A 16,585-nucleotide genomic window follows, 5' to 3' on the forward strand; every position below is an offset into this window, starting at 1 on the left:
AGGCAGTGGCATTATATTACACGATAAAAAGTATGGGTTATGACGCACATGGAATAAATTATAAATCCTGTCTCTCTGAAGATTCCCTACCTTCTGATTCTTTAATAAAATTTTATACAAATAAAGCTTCTACAGTTAAACTGATATATAAGAAAATTTGGAAAAAATAATTTGATGGAAGTCAGAAGTTCATAACACAATGAATATTAAGCAATTCCTAAAAATAATCTGCTGTAAATTGGCCCCTTTTCTGATTAGAAAAACAACTATGTCAGTTTCAGAAGCTGAAAAGATATTGAGCAACTATTTTCCAAGACCCTTGGGGAGTTGTATTGGAAACAATAAATTTGAACCCGAGACTGATCTACAGATCATTGTTCCTGCACACAATGTGGAAAAGTACATGGCGAAGTGTTTAGAATCTGTATTGACTCAGAAGACACAATATTCCTACATTGTTACTGCAGTGAATGATGGATCCACAGACCAGACACTAGAAATTATCAGAGCATATCAGTCAAAGTACCCGAACCGAATAGAAATCATTAGCCAGGAGAATCAAGGCATATCTGGTGCCAGAAATGCAGCACTGAAAGTTTTAAGAGGCAGGTATGTCACTTTCCTAGATTCAGATGATGTTATGGCAGAAGGTGCAATCGAGATGCTACTCGATAAGGCAGATGGCAAGGATATAATTCAGGGCGGATGGTACACATTTACACAATCTAGAAGAGATGCTCCACATAAGGTGCGTCAACTATCCGGTTATCCTTGGGGAAAGCTTTTTAAGGCTGAAGTACTGGAGCATTTTCAGTTTCCAGAAGGGTATTGGTTTGAAGATACACCGCTATCTTTTATACTTTACGGAGCAGGGTACAGTTCGAAAGTTATTCCAGATGTGGTTTATGGATACCGACTAAACCCAGATGGTATCACGGCAAGGAGCAGCGGATCAAAGCGGAGTGTGGAGAGTTATTACATTACAGCCTTGTGTCTTCGCGAGTTTCCACTATTTGGTGTAACATATGATCAGCGGGCGTATGAGTATTTCCTCCGACAGTGCATAATGAACTGGTCTAGGACCAGGAAGCAGCCTAAGAATGTTAGAGAGGCAATTTTTGTACTGGAGTGCGGACTACTGGAGAAGTACTTCGGGAATCAGCATAGCGAAATGAATAAAGACATAGAGACAGTGCTTCGGAGGAAGGAATTTCAGAAATTTGAAGTGCTGGTTAGGACAAGATGATGAATAAAGACTGATGGAAAAACAGAGTAAATACAAATATTTAGCAAAAAACATAGGATTGTTGACACTGAGCAACTTTGCAACAAAGCTGCTGAGCTTTTTTTTGGTACCTTTATATACCAGTATTCTTACGACAGCTGATTATGGTACCTATGATCTATTTAATACAACAGTCGGAGTTCTGCTTCCGATCCTGACACTTAATGTGCAGGAAGGAATGCTTAGATTTGCGATGGATAAGGACTATGACAAGGAAGCAATTGTTACGGTTGGCTTTCGATATTTGTTGATTGGCAGTGCGATTACAGCAATAGGTCTTGGCGTGAATGGAATTTTTGGATTCAGTTCGATGCTGAAGACGTATTCTATTTTCTTTTTCCTGATGTTCTTTGTACAGGCGCTTGGAGGGATTGTTCCGTTTTATATTCGAGGGATTGACCGTATTGGAGATCTTTCGATATCGAGTGTTGCTGCATCCGCGGTGACAATTGGCTGCAATATTCTATTTTTAGTTGGTTTTAAATGGGGACTGATTGGGTACTTTCTCGCAAATATTATCGGACCATTTTTTCAATGCGTTTGGCTTGCTGCAAGAGCACATATGTTTCGCGATACTCATCTGACACGAAAGTATCAGAAAGAATCTAAAGAGCTCTTGAGTTACTCGAGACCACTTATTGCGAACAGCATTGCCTGGTGGGTCAATAATGCATCAGACAGATATGTGGTCACTTTTTTCTGCGGTGTGGCAGCTAATGGCGTTTATTCCGTGGCATCAAAGATTCCCTCTATTCTGAATGTTTTCCAGACAATTTTTAATCAGGCTTGGGCTTTATCTGCAGTAAAGGACTACGATCCAGAAGATAAGAGTGGGTTCTTTGCAAATACATACAGAGCTTATAATTGTATGATGACAATTGTATGCTCGGCGATTATTGTGGCTGATAAAATACTGGCAAAGTTCTTATACGCTAATGATTTTTATGCCGCATGGAGATATGTACCATGGCTCACAATGGCGATCCTGTTTGGAGCGATGTCTGGATATATTGGCGGATTTTTCACTGCGGTTAAAGACTCCACGGTTTACGCTACTTCAACAGTTGTGGGGGCAGTTACTAATATTATTTTGAATATCATTCTCACACCGATGATTGGCGCTCTTGGTGCAGCCATTGCAACCGCGGTATGTTACGTCGAGGTTTATGTTGTGCGGCTCATTCAGTCAAGGAAATACATTAAGCTGAGAGTCAACTTTATTAGAGATAGTATTTCTTATATACTGTTGGTAATTCAATCCGTTATATTGCTGTTCGTTGACGCTGCCATTCCTCTGTATGGTATTTTGATTGGATTGTTCGTAGTAATTTTTATCATGTATATCAAAGATATCGGGCTGGTTGTAAGGAAAGTTTTACATAGATAACCGGGAGAGAAGATGAGAGGCAACATTCTTCAAAAGATAAAAAAACATGGGATTGTGGGCTCAATGAAGGTGGTTAGCTTTCGTTTAGCAGTCGTCATCAACAATAAATGGTTTTACTACTTTAAGAGACATAGGCCGATGGATGAACATCTTATTGTAATGGAAAGCGAAGGTGATTTATCAGATAATGCTTTTGCTCTGTATAACTATATGCGGCACAATGATTATTTGGAAAAGTATCATGTCGCATGGCTTGTAGATCACGTAGGAGAAGCAAGAACGCTGCAACAGAAGAACCCTGAGGATTTCCCGAATACAGAATTTGTTCAGAAGGTACCACGGAAAATTGATAAGAGGTGGGGAGAGGTACTATCTACATGCAAGTGGTATATTTATGACCACTGTAATCTATTAGCACCATTGCTAAAAAGGAAAGGACAAAAGGTTATTTACCTTTCTCATGGCTGGGGATATAAAGCGGCAAAAGGCGGATTTACAACAAATGATCTGACCCATTACGACATGATCACAGTAACTGGACCTATTCCGGCTAAAGGTATGTCTGAATATTGGCAGGAGCCAGAAAAGAAAGCGGTTATCACGGGGTATCCACGGCTTGATTATTTCTTTTGGTCAAATGCTAACGTGCGAGAGAAAATCAACCAGAAATGGCATTTTGATCATTATAAAAAAGTGATTTTCTGGATGCCTACTTTTAGGCAATCAAATAATGAATCTCTCTCAGAGGATTATATCAAAAATCAGACAGGGCTTCCGATTTTTGAAACTAGAGACAGTCTTCAGGAGTTCTCAAATTTTCTAAAGAAAAGAAATTTGCTTCTGGTTTTTAAGCTGCACCATCTGCAGGCAGATTTGCCAGTATTTAAGAGTCATTTTGATAATATTCTCTTAGTGAGGGACGAAAATCTTCACGATATAGGTGTACAATTGTATCAGTTCATCTCTATGGCAGATGCGATGATCAGCGATTATTCCTCAATTTCCATTGATTTTCTGCTTAAGGACAGGCCAATTGTTTTCACTCTTGATGACTATGAGGAATATGAGAAATCGCGCGGGGTATTCCCCAAAAATGCAATTGACTATATGAAAGGATATCATGTTTACAATCAGAAAGAATTGGAAGAGAGCATATCTGAAATAGCCGATAGAATCGATAAATATAAAGATGCCCGAAATGCAGTGATGAAGGACTATCACACATACACGGACGGCAATTCGGCCAAACGTGTGTTGGATATTATTGGGATTAAAAAATGTAGGGGGGCATAAAATGCAGTTATTAGATTTCTATAAAGTCAATAATACATTAAAAAGAGTGCCATCAATTAACTTTTACGACTGGATAGATGATGCTTTGAAGCATAAATCAGATTTTCTGATGCCGGTAAAGACGCGCATGGGACAGGAGCATGGCGACTATTACGCAGTTATGCCATGCCTATCTGTAAAAGATAATGTGGCAATGGTCAAGATGATTGGCCGTCATACACCAAAGCCGGGAGAGAAGAGAACGACTATGATGAGTGATCTTCTTCTGTATGAAGCGGATACAGGCATACTGAAAGCGGTAATGGATGCGGAATACATTACAACTCTTCGCACCGGCGCGGCAGCAGCTCATTCTGCTATTATGTATGGAAAGAAGGCGTTCAGGACGATTGGTCTTATTGGCCTTGGTAATATTATGACGGCTTGTATGGATGTTTTCTTTGAGAAGACAAAGAATAAAAAACTGCTGGTTAAGCTGTATCGGCATCATGACCAAGAAATTCGATTTTCTGAACGATATAAGAAATACAGTAATGTTAGGTTTGAGTTCTGCAATACTTATGAAAATACGATTAGGGGATCAGATATTATCATTTCTGCATTGACTAGAGCAGAGTCTGATTTCTGTGAAAATGATTGTTACGAAGAAGGTTGTACGGTTATCCCGATTATGACACTAGGATTCCAGAACTGTGATCTGTTCTTTGATCATGTGTATACCGATGAGATAGAGCAGATACGGGGATTTAAGTATTTTAATTCCTTTAAGGCAGTAACGAATCACACGGATGTCCTGAATGAGAGTACACTGGGTAGACAATCAGATCAAGAACGGATTCTTGTGTACAACTATGGGCTGGCAATTCATGATCTGTATTTCGCTGAGAAGACATTGCAGCTTGCTGGCAATGTAGGAAAAGTGGATTATAGCTATTGCAAAGATAAGTTCTTTATGTAAATCGCAATCTTCATCATCTATATAGGAGAACTATGTAAATGTGACGCTGTTTCTAGGTAATGCATTGTTCCATATTAGTGGATCGTTCTATTATTTGAAAGACTATAAAAAGACAAGCTTTCCTAAAGCAGATCTATTATTATCAGTCCTGGAATGATGCGTGTTCTAAGATTATCTGCAGGTTTAGTAATAGAATAGAAGCTATAAGGAATGCACTTCTCCGTTGGTCTGAGTGGTGTAAAGTCGATTCAGGAATACTTTGTAGAAAAGCTACAGGAGTTTTACTTGAGATGAGAGGAAATGTTATGCTAAATTTTACTGTTGGTCCGGTTATGTCATCAAAAGCAGTTCGTGTTGTCGGTGCAGAGCAAGTTCCATATTTTAGAACGTCCGAATTTTCAGAACTGATGTTTGAGAATGAAAGACTGATGCTCAAGTTTACGAAAGCACCGAGGGGATCTAAAGCTGTTTTTCTTACGAACTCTTCAACAGGAGCGATGGAGGCAGTTATTATGAATTGCTTTACGGAGAAAGATAATGTTTTGGTAGTCAATGGAGGAAGTTTTGGCGCCAGATTTGCTCAGATGTGTGAGATTCATAATATTCCTTATACAGAGATTAAATTGAATCATGGGCAGAAGCTTACCAAAGAGATGTTGTATCGGTATGATGGTCAGCCCTTTACGGGTCTTCTTGTGAATGTGGATGAAACTTCAACTGGTGTTTTATACGATACGCAGATGATAGGTGAATTCTGCAAAAAGAATCATTTGTTCTATGTTTGTGATTGTGTGTCGTCATTTCTTGCAGATCCTTTCAACATGGCAGAATGTGGTGCTGACGTTATGCTGACAGGATCACAGAAGGTTCTTGCATGTCCTCCGGGAATATCAATTGTAGTGCTAGCGCCTATCGCAGTAGAGAGAGTAAAGAAGGCACATGTAAATTCAATGTATTTCGATCTTGCGGATGCGCTTAAAAATATGGAACGAGGTCAGACTCCTTTTACTCCGGCAGTTGGAATTCTCATTCAGATCAATACGAGATTAAAAGAGATTGAGGCTGCTGGAGGAGAAGATGTAGAAGTGGCACGTGTTGCGGCACAAGCGGCTGACTTCCGTGAAAAGATTAAAGATCTGCCATTTGAAATAGTTTCTGAATCACCGGCAAATGGAGTAACACCGCTTCATCCTCTCCATGCAAATGCTTATGATATCTTTTTGAAGTTAAAGGATGAATATGGTATCTGGATCTGCCCTAATGGTGGTGATATGAAGGATGCTATTTTTAGGGTTGGACACATTGGATATCTGAATCACGATGATAATACAACATTGGTGAATGCTTTTAAGGATTTGATGAGCAAAGGCCTTTTGTAAGCAGTTATTGGGAGAGAGGTGTGACCTAATGGTAAAAGTTATTACATATGGCACTTATGACCTGCTGCATTACGGTCATATCAAGCTTCTTGAGAGAGCCAAGGCTTTGGGAGATTATCTGATTGTTGGGGTTACAGCTGACGATTTTGACAGACAGCGCGGTAAGATCAATGTTCAACAGACATTGGAAGAGCGTGTCGCTGCAGTGAAAGCAACTGGAATAGCAGATAAAATTATTGTTGAGGAGTATGAAGGCCAGAAAATTGATGATATCAAGCGCTACGAAGTAGATATTTTTACAGTTGGATCTGACTGGGAAGGTTATTTTGATTATCTGAATGAATTCTGCAAAGTTGTTTATCTTCCCCGGACACAAGGGGTATCGAGTTCTGATCTTCGGGCTGAAAAAGGGTCTGTAAAAATTGGAATGTTGGGATATTCTTCTTTTCTCGACAAAGTTTATAACGAGTCGAAATTTGTTAATGCAGTGAATGTAACAGCACTATGTTCGTCGGATTTCACTAAACTGGAAGAAGTTCAAAAGGAGATTTCATTTTCAACCGATTGTTATGGTGCAATGCTGGACAACGTAGATGCAGTTTATATTCATTCTCATCCAACATTGCATTATGATGAGATTTGTCATGCCCTTAAAAAAGGAAAACATGTTTTATGCGAAAGTCCAATCGCATTGCAAAAGAAACAGTATGATGAATTGATTCAACTTGCTGAAAAGAATAATCTAATTTTAATGGAAGCAATTCGCACAGCCTACATGCTGGCATACTCAAGATTGCTTCTTATTGTAAAGAGCGGAAAGATTGGAAAGGTGGTGTCAGTTGATGCGACTTGTACCAGTTTACGCACTTATGGTAATTTTGGAGAAAAGAGTAAGAAATGGGGTAGTATGGAAGGATGGGGACCAACAGCATTACTACCGATATTCCAGATACTTGGAACTGACTATACTGAAATAAACTTCTTTACAGTTGAAGATAAAAGCTATCCAGGAACGGATGCATTTACCAAAGTAAATTTGAACTACCCTGATGTAACGGCAACAATAAAAGTTGGTACTGGAGTAAAGTCCGAAGGTGAACTTATTGTATCTGGAACAAAGGGATATATTTATGTTCCGGCGCCTTGGTGGAAAACAGATTATTTTGAAGTTCGTTATGAAAACCCGGAGAATAATAAACGTCAGTTTTATCAGTTGGAAGGTGACGGAATTCGCTATGAATTAGTGGAGTTTGCACACGCAATTCAAAATGGTAATGCAGAGTTCTATATTAATCGAAATGTTACCAAGGCCATTGTGGGTGTAATGGAGAAGTTCAGAAATCGGAATTGCTGATTGTCGAAGGAATCAGAAGTTTATGGCACGGCAAAGAGAGTCCAATTTTGAACTACTTCGAGTTCTCGCGATGTTTATGATTGTTATGCAGCATGCGATTGAACGTGGCTCAGGTGTTGAGAGTCGACAAGTGCTGAAAGGGAAATATAGCATTAATTTTGTAATTTCTTCTTTGCAAAAAATTCCATCACGTCTCCACAGACGAGGTGTACGGCTCGCTGCCGGAAGATCCGGACGCCTATTTCTACGAAACGACGCCTTACGCGCCGCATTCCCCGTACTCGGCATCGAAAGCGTCCTCTGACATGCTGGTGCGCGTTTATCACGACACCTACGGTTTTCCGATGAACATCACCAATTGCTCCAATAACTATGGGTCGTATCAGTTCCCCGAATAGCTGATCCCGCTGATGATCAACAACGCGCTGAACGGCAAGAAGCTGCCGGTTTACGGCGACGGAAAGAACGTGAGGGACTGGCTCTATATGGAAGATCATTGCAAAGCCATCGATCTCGTTCAACAGAAAGGCCGGGACGGCGAAACCTATAACATCGGCGGACACAACGAAAAACAGAACATCGAAATTGTAGAAACGATCATTGACGTGCTGCGCGAATATTTGCCGGATACAGACCCGAGAAAGGCCCACATCACAAAGGATTTGATCGAACATGTCACTGACCGCAAGGGACACGACCGCCGTTACGCGATTGCGCCGGACAAGATCAAAGCGGAACTGGGCTGGGAACCGGAAACGATGTTCAAAGAAGGCATCCGCAAGACCATTGTCTGGTACATGGCGTACACCTTTGATTTGGCTCGGCTCCTCGTAGATATGATTCCCAGCGAGAAGTACGGCTATTATCACGCGACCAATGAAGGCGGGTACATCTCCTGGTACGATTTTACCGTTGAAATCTACAAACAGGCCGGATATTCGACGAAAGTCATCCCGGTGACGACGGCAGAATACGGTTTGTCCAAGGCAAAGCGGCCGTTCAACAGCCGGTTAGACAAATCGAAGCTCGCGGAAAACGGCTTTGAGCCGCTGCCGACCTGGCAGGATGCGCTGCATCGTTATCTAGAAGAACTCAAACGCGCCGAGATGGATTGAGGACAGATGACTGCCGATGTCCTAGTTTACGGCGAAATGAAGTATGGGCGGAAAATTGCATAAATGCGAGTCAAGGTCAATAAAAAAAGGATGGGACCCTCATCCTTCAAGTAGTGTTGATTAATGTCGATAAAAAATCTGAGGCAGAACGCGGTTTAGCCGAACGCACAATCAATCCGCCATAAAATTTGTATAAATTTTCTGTAAAGGGGAGCATCGGCGCGCGTGTTACGCTATAATAAAGTGGATCAAACCAAGATAACCTAAATCTTGAGGAGGAAAGACATGAATATTCTTTTAGCCGGCGGAGCCGGTTATATCGGCAGTCATACAGCATTAGCTTTGATTGAAAGCGGCCACGACGTCATCATCGTGGACAATTATGCCAACTCGTCGCCGGAAGCGGTGAAACGGGTCGAAGAACTGGCAGGCAAATTCATTGTACATTACGAAGCGGACGTGCAGGATCGGGACGCGATGATGAAAATCTTCAAATCCAACGCCATCGACTGCGTGATCCATTTTGCGGGGCTGAAGGCCGTTGGCGAATCAGTCGAAAAGCCGGTGATGTATTACCGCAACAACATCGACACGACCTTGACCCTTTTGGAATGCATGGCGGAAACGGGCGTCAGCCGTTTCGTGTTCTCGTCATCCGCGACGGTCTATGGATCAGAAAATCCGATCCCTTACGTCGAAACGATGCCCAAGGGCAGCTGCACCAATCCCTACGGCTGGACCAAATCGATGATGGAACAGATTCTGCAGGACGCGGTCGTGGCCAATCCCGACATGACGCTCGTTTTGCTGCGGTACTTCAACCCGATCGGCGCCCACGAAAGCGGCCGAATCGGCGAAGACCCGAAGGGCATTCCCAATAATCTGATGCCCTACATTTCTCAGGTGGCCGTCGGGAAGCTGGATCACCTGACGATTTTCGGCGACGACTACGATACGCCGGACGGCACCTGCCGCCGCGACTACATCCACGTGGTCGACCTGGCCGAAGGCCATGTGAAAGCAGTGGAATACGCGGAAAATCACAAAGGGACGGAAATCTTCAACCTGGGCACCGGCACACCGTATTCGGTTCTGGACATCGTCCACGCCTTTGAAGACGCCAACGATTTAAAGATCCCGTACGAAATCGGGCCGAGACGCGCAGGCGATTTGCCGCAATTCTGGGCCAATGCGGATAAAGCGAAAGCCGTGCTGGGCTGGACAGCCAAGCGCGATTTGAAAGACATGTGCCGGGATTCCTGGAATTGGCAGAAACAAAACCCAGACGGGTATCGGAAATAAGAGACGCAGCGCAACACAGCTGCCGCAGGGATGCGGCGGCTGTTTTTTTATGAAACTGAGTCATGAGAAGAGGTAGGTGCCTACCTGTTAAGTCAAGCTTATTCTAACAATCTCCAATTTATTAGAATAAGAATGCTGTTATTCTAATAAATCGGGAATTATTAGAATAAGGGTGTCATTGTTCTAATAATTTTGTTATGATTAGAATAATAAAATAATATGAGAGTGTATTGCCATGAAATCCATAGATAAAATTTTGCAAAAAGCGCCTGTCCCACATATTCCAGATAAATTACCAATAAATTTAACTCATATAATTTCTGATCCAGAGATTGTAAAATTAATAGGACAATCTAATAATGCATTAGGGGCATATAAGGGATTTTTATTAAATACGGCAAATCCTATGCTCTTGATATCACCGTTAATCTCACAAGAAGCTGTTCTGTCGTCAAAGCTAGAAGGAACACATGCTACACTTGATGATTTCCTTAATTATAATGCGGGCAACGATGTCCCGATTGCAAAAGACGAAATGCACGAAGTAGCAAATTATCGAAAAGCGTTATTTATTGCTTTAGAAAAAATGTCAACGGTCAATGATAATTCCGATGAGGGAAAAAGAAAACTTCCGTTGAGTACGCGTTTAATAAAAGAAATCCACAAAGTTTTGTTAAGCAATGTGCGAGGCTCTACAAAAAACCCGGGCGAATTTAAGCGTGCACAGAATTATATCGGCAGCAGACAAGCTATTACTTTTACGCCATTACCACCGACGTTGACAGACGAATATATGTCAAATCTTGAAAAGTATATTCATTATGACGAAATCGATGTTTTGCTTCAGGCCGCTTTAATACATGTACAATTTGAAATGATTCATCCTTTTGAAGATGGAAATGGACGAATTGGAAGATTGTTAATTCCATTATTGTTGTATTATAAAGAGGTGCTGCCGTATCCAACGTTTTACATGAGTTCGTACTTTGAATCTGACAGAGCTTTATATTTACAAATGCTTTCTACTGCTTCACGCAATGATGACTTTGTGCCTTGGATTAAATATTTTTTAAATGGTATTATCGATCAATCACAAGAAAACACTCGCAAGGTAAATTTACTTTTAACTCTATATGATCATTTTAAAGATATTTGCTTGACTAAAATGAAATCAAGATATGCAATTAATTTATTAGACTTTATTTTTGTTCAACCTGTTTTTAAAGCTCAACAGGTCCAAAAGGAAATAAAAGTAAGCAACGCAACGATTTATAATGTTATTAATGAATTTATCAAGTTCGGAATATTAAAACGGGGCGAGGAGAGACGTAATATTACATACTATTGTCCGGAAATAATAAAAGCACTATAGCGATGATGATAAGAGCAACATCACCATATTGTGAGCTGTCAATACGTAATCCGGCAGATCTTCAAAAGTTGAATCATTTGAGGTTCGCGATTGGTGCCGGCAGGACGGAAGTCTATTTTTAGTGAAGCATATATTTACAAATGATCGTCAATTTTTTATCTTGAATATCTACGATTAGGGACTACAATAAAATCAATACAATAATTTACATCACAGCGACGTGAGAACAGAGTTCTTGCGTCGTATTTTTTTTGGAGGTTTTTTATGTATCACCATGTGGTTCCGCTTTCTGATTCAGTTTTGGCTACGGTCAAAAACGGCGCAATGCAAGATACCGTGGGGGATTTATGGAAACACGACCGTATTTTATTAAAAAACGGCCATGTGATTGATCCAAAAAATAAGATCGACGATGAGCGCGACGTCTTGATTGAAGACGGCCTGATCAAAGAAGTGGCAGACGGGATTCATCCGGATGAAGGCGATCGGGTGATTGATTGCGGAGGTTTGTTAGTCGTGCCAGGGTTAATCGATATGCATCTCCATTTAGGGGATTTATTTGAAGTGTCGACCAATCCTATTTTCTGTGCAGCTGAAGATGGCGTTACCTTGGGCCTTTCACCAGGAGCTGGGAATACCTTTATGGCACCGTCTTTGTTGGGTGCAGAAGTTGACCATGGGGTGCCCATTAATTTGGGAGTCTATCTCGGCGCAGCAAATGTGTTAGGAACGCGGCTCGATACAGACGAATTGATTCAGTTGTTTAAAGGAGAACTTGATGCTGAAACCATGTCATCAAAAATGACGAGAAACAGCATTACCAATACGACCGCAGCCCTTTGTGTCGGGATCAAAGATCATATGGGGCATTTTATCATGAGTGATGAAAACATCGATAAAATTTTTAAGATTACGTCTGAAGCAAAATTGATCTATATGTCCCATACTCAAGATCCGGAACATGCAGAACGATTGGCTGCTCTGTCCAAAGGGAGACCGCTTCATTTGGCACACGCGACGGCAGCAGGGTGCGGCACACACATGGATCCGGTTGAAGGAATGCAGCGCGTATTAGATTTAATCGGCGGCAATATTACCGGCGAATTTGTTACGACCATGTTAAGAACTGGGGGCGGCAGCCGAGAAGGCTTACAAATGCCTAAAGCTGCCCAAAAATTGGCCTATGATGCATTGTCATCTGGAAAAGTTAAAATTCTCATTTCCGATGGACAGAATCAGGCGACTATGAAAGGATTCGGCGACACAAGAGACGATATCCCATGTATCATCGAACTGGCTGAAGCGGGTATTTTGTCGCTCAGCGACGCTGTCGCGTGCATGACTAAAAATCCGGCGGAACTCATCGCGAAACGCACAGCCAACAATTGGTGGACGGAAAAATTGGGCCATCTGGGCGCAGGCGCATTGGGTAACGTGACGGTAATCGATCAGAACGACAAATTAGCGACGTATACAATCGTAAATGGACAGATTGTTTCCTTTGAAAATCGGGCGGTCAGAAGAAACTGTGGCGCTGGCGGCTGGGTCTCTAAATTTGGTATGGTTCGCAGAACCGGTGTTGGCGAAATCGCCATGTTTTCTTACGGGAAATGATGATGCAAACTTATCCATCTGAAGAACAATGCAAAACGCTTTTACAGACGCTAGTGCGTACCAATACCTGTCAGCCGGAAGGTAATGAAGAGGCATTGGTCGATTGGATCGTCGCCCAACTCCCACAAGATGTGACACAGTTTAAAATCCAAAATGCCTCAAATAGAGCTTCGCTTATTGTGAAGCTGGAAGGGGATGAAGACGACGGCGGTGTCGCTTTCGTCGGGCATTTAGATACGGTGGCTTGTTCAGAAGCTGATGGATGGACCGATCCGCCGCACGGCGCCGTGGTTAAGGATCATACGCTTTATGGCCGCGGGGCCTGTGATATGAAGGGCGGAGATGCCGCCATGCTACTGACGTTAAAATATTTGCTCGAAAATAAAGTGACATTAAAGCGGCCGGTATATTTCTGTTTTACTTCTGATGAGGAAGCTTCAGGTCTCGGCATCCAGTCAGTTTTATCTAGCGGTTATCTCAACGCAGTCGATGCGATGATCGTTTGCGAGCCTTCCCGTGAACAGATTAGCAATAGCGAAAAAGGCGCTCTTTGGATACACGTTGCCATCGACGGAGTATCTGCACACGCGTCACGCCCGACGTTGGGCATCAATGCGGTAGAATACGCGTCTCTTTTAAGCCAAAGGATTAAGAACATGGTGACAGCGAAATCGGTGCATCCGATTCTAGGACCGGCGACAGCGGCAGTGACCAAGATCTTTGGTGGCAGTATGACCAATATTATTCCGGCCCACGCCGAATTTGAAATGGACATTCGGACAAATCCGGATACATCCTCTAAAGATTTAGAGGGAGAAATCGATGAGATCATCGATCAGCTTTTGAAGGAAGCCGGTCAGGTGTCGACGCGTTCAGGGCAGCTTAAAATCTCAAAAACTGTCATTAACAATCGACCGGCCATTGAAACCAGCAAAGATCATCCGCTCATTCAAACTTTAAAAGCCATTGGGGCGAAAGTGGGAATCAATACCGGAGAAAGAGGGCATTTCTTTTATACCGATGCGTCTCAATTTATTCCACAGATGCATATTCCTTTTGCGATTGCAGGTCCTGGAGACGATGCCCTTGCTCACTGTGTTAATGAATCCATCGATTTGAGAAGCGTTCAGAGATTTACAAAACTCTACATCAACTACATCATGCAAACAAACAAAAAGGATTAATTATGGAAAAATCGGAAACAAGAAAATTTGGGTCAATTTTAGGTCTGGTAATGAGTCTGACCATCGGATTTTGCTTATATTTCATCTTAAAAGCTATTGAGGGAGCAAATGCTTTCTTCAATTATATTAATATGATTGATGACATTACTCATTCAGTACCCAAGCAAATTGCCTGGTTTTTTATGAATTTTACGGAAGCGCAGTTTTACGCCAGTTTATTTGCCGGGATCGGTTTGATTTTAGGTGGCTTTGTGGCATGGCAGTTGGCTAAACATAATGCTAAGTATAAAGGGTTTGAAATCTGCTACGGCAATGCTTCTCTCTTTCCTTGGGTTTTTGCCTCACAAGCCATTTCGCTGTTTTTAGCTATTTTTGTCTTTCGATACATTAATCTGTTCAGCAATTCATCGGTTACGTGGATAGCGACGTTTATTTCCGTTGTCGGGGCACCACCGGCGGTTATGTTGCTTTATGGCCCTAGCGTGTCAGCGCTGCTCACCTCATCTGTTTTAGGCGGTCTGCTTTGTCCGCCGGTTGCAACCTGGATCAGCGCTTATATCGTGAGTCCTTGGAAATTGCCGGGAGTAGTGGCAAATGTCTCTACTATGGCTATTACAGGACTAATTATTTGTATGGTATGCAAAGCCTTACCTTGGGTTCAGGCCAAACCAACTCGGTCTTATCACAAAGAAATAGATACGAAGGAAAATGTCTACACAGCGAAATGGTTTTTGAGACGTGTGCTGGCTGAATTCTCAGAAGCGCCATTTTATGGCAATGAAGTGGCTTCAGTCTTCCTCCTGATCGGTTTAATTGTTGGGGAAATTATCTGTGGGAAACACGGCGCTTATGGCAGTGGTCAGATTCCAGCTATTGTGCTAAGCCAGTTTATCGGTGCAGCTGTCGGTATTTTTTTGTATTCAAGCAAATTTGAAGATGGAGGATGGTACGCGACTTACGTACCCGTTGTGAGCGTCGGGCCGGCCTGTGTATTAATGTTTGGAGCGAATATTTCGGTGGCAGTTTTTTCGGGCGCCCTTGGTGGCGTTCTCGGAGGGCCTGTTGCGGAATATTTTGCTGGAAAATTACCGGATGGTGTACACGTGACAGTGGCTAACGTGACATCTATGGCTATTTGCACGACTGTCGTTGCCACCATAATGAAGGTGCTTCCTTTTTAGCAATCGGTTTTGAATTATAACCTACCTTTCTAATCTAAAAATAGAAGGGTAGGTTTTTTTAATTGCGGCCGCACAGTCAACTCCGGAGATCAGAAAATATCCCGGCAACAGGCAAAATAGAGATATTGACAGTCCGCGCTGATTTTTATTAAAATATAAAAAAACCGTTTAATTATAAAAGCGGTGGGATCGACGGAAGAGAGGCGCGGCAGGTTCGGCGGAGCGGACGGCGCCGGTCAAAATCAGATGAGGTTTGAACAATGGGCAGAATAGGCAGAAGCGCTGTGGTGTTGGCGCTGATCCTCATCCTCGTGTCCAGCTGTGCCGCGGGCCGGGGAGGCGGCAGAAAAACCGTCCAAAAGGCGGCCATGCCCGAGGCGTCGGGGACACAGGTGTACACTGGCGCGGACGCGGCGATCGACGCCTCCAACACTGCCAAGGGCTACGTCATGGTCCGCTACACCGGAGCCGCCGACAAGGTGCAGGTGCAGGTGATCGGGCCGAAGGGAACGCGGACACCCTACCCCTTTGAGAAGGGCAGCTACCACGCGGTGGCCCTCACCGAGGGAGACGGCCGTTACACCATTGTCGTATACGCCCACATGACGGACAACCGTTACGCGGTCGCTTTGTCTCAGCAGATCGACGTTCAGCTCAGCGACCCCTTCGGTCCGTTTCTTTACCCGAATCAATACGTGACCTACACCAACGATTCGGACTGCGCGGCCTACGCTAGACGGCTGTCCGATCGGTCGGACGACGACATCGACTACATCACCCGCGTGTTTCACTACGTCACGGGGCACGTCGACTACGACAAAAAAATGGCGGCGCACATTCCGGTGAACTACCTGCCGGATCCGGACAGGACGATGCAAACGGGCAAGGGCATCTGTCTGGACTACGCGTCGCTGATGACGGCGATGCTGCGCGATCAGGGCATTCCGACGAAATTAGAGGTCGGTTACAACGAAGACGTCTATCACGCGTGGATCAGCGTGTACCTCAAAGAGAAAGGATGGGTCGACGGGGTCATCCAGTTCGACGGCAAGCATTGGACCCTTATCGACCCGACGCTGGCGGCGGCCAGCAGCCGAAAAAAAGCCGCTCAGTATATGCGGGACCGCAGCCATTATACCTGCATGTACCAGTATTGAGCCG

Annotated in this window: 12 protein-coding genes and 1 pseudogene; all 13 read left to right on the plus strand. The window is 43.2% G+C overall.

From position 1 onward, the window contains the following. Positions 1–199 precede the first annotated feature (199 nt). The 13 genes and pseudogenes from FYJ52_RS06935 (at position 200) to FYJ52_RS07000 (ending at position 16,581) form a co-directional block, all read left to right on the plus strand. Positions 200–1,246 (plus strand): glycosyltransferase family 2 protein, encoded by a 1,047-nt coding sequence (locus FYJ52_RS06935; RefSeq protein WP_154576503.1) that lies wholly within the window; start codon positions 200–202, stop codon positions 1,244–1,246. Positions 1,247–1,259: 13 nt separating this feature from the next. Continuing rightward, a complete protein-coding gene (locus FYJ52_RS06940) occupies positions 1,260–2,672 on the plus strand; it encodes a lipopolysaccharide biosynthesis protein (protein ID WP_154576504.1) in 1,413 nt (470 codons plus the stop codon). Between the two features lie 12 nt (positions 2,673–2,684). Then, the gene (locus FYJ52_RS06945) at positions 2,685–3,965 is read left to right on the plus strand and encodes a CDP-glycerol glycerophosphotransferase family protein (RefSeq protein WP_154576505.1); all 1,281 of its coding nucleotides are present in this window, start codon (positions 2,685–2,687) and stop codon (positions 3,963–3,965) included. 1 nt (position 3,966) lies between these two features. Beyond that, complete coding sequence (locus FYJ52_RS06950; RefSeq protein WP_154576506.1) at positions 3,967–4,923, plus strand: hypothetical protein; 957 nt, start codon at positions 3,967–3,969, stop codon at positions 4,921–4,923. A 290-nt stretch (positions 4,924–5,213) separates the two neighbouring features. Further along, positions 5,214–6,302: a pyridoxal-phosphate-dependent aminotransferase family protein gene (locus tag FYJ52_RS06955; protein ID WP_408003707.1), complete on the plus strand. Its 1,089-nt coding sequence runs from the start codon at positions 5,214–5,216 to the stop codon at positions 6,300–6,302. Positions 6,303–6,330: 28 nt separating this feature from the next. Next, positions 6,331–7,656, plus strand: a complete 1,326-nt coding sequence (locus tag FYJ52_RS06960) for a Gfo/Idh/MocA family oxidoreductase (RefSeq protein WP_154576507.1) — start codon at positions 6,331–6,333, stop codon at positions 7,654–7,656. A 179-nt stretch (positions 7,657–7,835) separates the two neighbouring features. Next, positions 7,836–8,771 (plus strand): annotated as a pseudogene (locus FYJ52_RS06965) (GDP-mannose 4,6-dehydratase); the annotation flags it as partial. 285 nt (positions 8,772–9,056) lie between these two features. Continuing rightward, positions 9,057–10,073 carry a UDP-glucose 4-epimerase GalE gene (gene galE, locus FYJ52_RS06975; protein ID WP_154576508.1) on the plus strand — a complete coding sequence of 339 codons (1,017 nt, stop codon included), beginning with the start codon at positions 9,057–9,059 and terminating at the stop codon, positions 10,071–10,073. A 235-nt stretch (positions 10,074–10,308) separates the two neighbouring features. Next, entirely contained in the window at positions 10,309–11,445 is a 1,137-nt protein-coding gene (locus tag FYJ52_RS06980; protein WP_154576509.1) for a Fic family protein, read from the plus strand. Between the two features lie 264 nt (positions 11,446–11,709). Continuing rightward, complete coding sequence (locus FYJ52_RS06985; RefSeq protein WP_154576510.1) at positions 11,710–13,059, plus strand: amidohydrolase family protein; 1,350 nt, start codon at positions 11,710–11,712, stop codon at positions 13,057–13,059. A 2-nt stretch (positions 13,060–13,061) separates the two neighbouring features. Further along, a complete protein-coding gene (locus tag FYJ52_RS06990) occupies positions 13,062–14,243 on the plus strand; it encodes a M20 family metallopeptidase (protein WP_205960793.1) in 1,182 nt (393 codons plus the stop codon). 2 nt (positions 14,244–14,245) lie between these two features. After that, positions 14,246–15,424: a hypothetical protein gene (locus tag FYJ52_RS06995; protein ID WP_154576512.1), complete on the plus strand. Its 1,179-nt coding sequence runs from the start codon at positions 14,246–14,248 to the stop codon at positions 15,422–15,424. 260 nt (positions 15,425–15,684) lie between these two features. After that, complete coding sequence (locus FYJ52_RS07000; protein WP_154576513.1) at positions 15,685–16,581, plus strand: transglutaminase-like domain-containing protein; 897 nt, start codon at positions 15,685–15,687, stop codon at positions 16,579–16,581. Positions 16,582–16,585 lie beyond the last annotated feature (4 nt).

Origin of the sequence: Pseudoramibacter porci (assembly GCF_009696145.1) — a bacterium.
Classification (GTDB): Bacteria; Bacillota; Clostridia; order Eubacteriales; family Eubacteriaceae; genus Pseudoramibacter; species Pseudoramibacter porci.